Annotated in this window: 1 protein-coding gene; it reads left to right on the forward strand. The window is 64.4% G+C overall.

Annotation, left to right across the window (positions count from 1 at the left end):
* Positions 1–321: 321 nt before the first annotated feature.
* A partial coding sequence (locus AC097L_RS23860; protein WP_479589217.1) for an acyl-CoA ligase (AMP-forming), exosortase A system-associated occupies positions 322–1,603 on the forward strand: 1,282 nt, incomplete at its 3' end.

The following is a 1,603-nucleotide window of genomic DNA, read 5'->3' on the forward strand; positions in this document are numbered from 1 at the left end:
CACCCAGCAGATGGGTTTCGCGGGTAAAAGCGGCGCTGCGGCCATTCAGGCTCAGCACTTCGTCCAGAACCGCCTTGACCTCTTGTGTCACATCCATGAGAACCCCTGTTGTGTTGTTAGCAACTGCACCCCCAAGATGGCAGCGTCCTCCTGGCAGGAGGGGCGACCCGTGGCCTGGCATATCCGAGGCACGGGTGGTGGCGGCTAGTGAGAAGGCCGCATTTTAGGATGGGTGCCTGCCGCTTTGGTCTGGAGGCCCCTGTGCGATACTTTTAACGGTTGTTTTTGGCGCTTTTCCCTCTTTTTTCTTGCGTGACCCCTATGCGTGAATCCACACTTTTGCATGAACTCATTGCCTGTGCCGCCCAGCGTGCTCCGCAAAACCGTGCGCTGACCTATGGCGCGGTGTCCATGGTTTACAGCGAATTGGACGCGGCGGTGGGGCAGTGCGCGGCCGGTTTGATGGCCTTGGGACTGGGCCGGGGCGAACGGGTGGCGATCTACCTGGAAAAGCGCTTTGAAACGGTGATCACCAGCTTTGGCGCGCCCGCCGCCGGTGCCGTGTTTGTGCCCTTGAACCCCTTGCTCAAGCCCGAGCAGGTGGCTTTTATCCTGCAAGACTGCAATGTGCGCGTGCTGGTGACCTCGCCCGAGCGCCTGGCGCTGCTGGCGGGCGTGCTGGGCCAGTGCCCGGACCTGCGCCACATCGTGCTGACCGATGCCGCACCCCAGGCGCTACCCACGCTGCCCCAGTCCCAGTGGAGCGAGCTGCTGGCCGCCCCGTCCCGTGCCGGGCACCGGGTGATCGACACCGACATGGCCGCCATCCTGTACACCTCGGGCAGCACCGGCAGGCCCAAGGGCGTGGTGCTGTCCCACCGCAACATGGTCGCTGGTGCAAAAAGTGTAGCTAGCTATCTAGAGAACACCGGCGATGACACCCTTTTAGCTGCCTTACCTTTGTCTTTCGACGCAGGCTTCAGCCAGCTCACCACCGCCTTCCACGTGGGGGCCCGCGTGGTACTGCTCAACTACCTGATGCCGCGCGACGTGCTCAAGGCCATGGAGCGCGAAGGCGTCACCGGCCTGACCGCCGTGCCGCCCCTGTACATCCAGCTCACCCAGTCCGCCTGGCCAGCCGCCATTGCCGAAAAGCTGCGCTACTTTGCCAACACCGGTGGCCGCATGCCGCGTGAGACGCTGGACCTGCTGCGCCAGCGTGCGCCGCACAGCCAGCCTTTCCTGATGTACGGCCTGACCGAAGCCTTCCGCTCCACCTACCTGCCCCCCAGCGAGGTAGACCGCCGCCCCGACTCCATCGGCAAGGCCATCCCGAACGCCGAAATCCTGGTGCTGCGCGAAGACGGCAGCCCTTGCGCCCCGGAAGAGCCGGGCGAACTGGTACACCGCGGCGCGCTGGTTGGCCTGGGCTACTGGAACGATGCCGAGAAAACCGCCGAACGCTACAAGCTGCTGGCCGCCGACGTGCCGGGCCGCCAGAGCGGCCTGCAACTGCCCGAATACGCCGTGTTCTCGGGCGATACCGTGCGCATGGATGCGGAAGGCTTTCTGTACTTCATTGGCCGCCGCGACGAGATGATCA

The organism is Rhodoferax sp. RT5P35 (genome assembly GCF_056521385.1).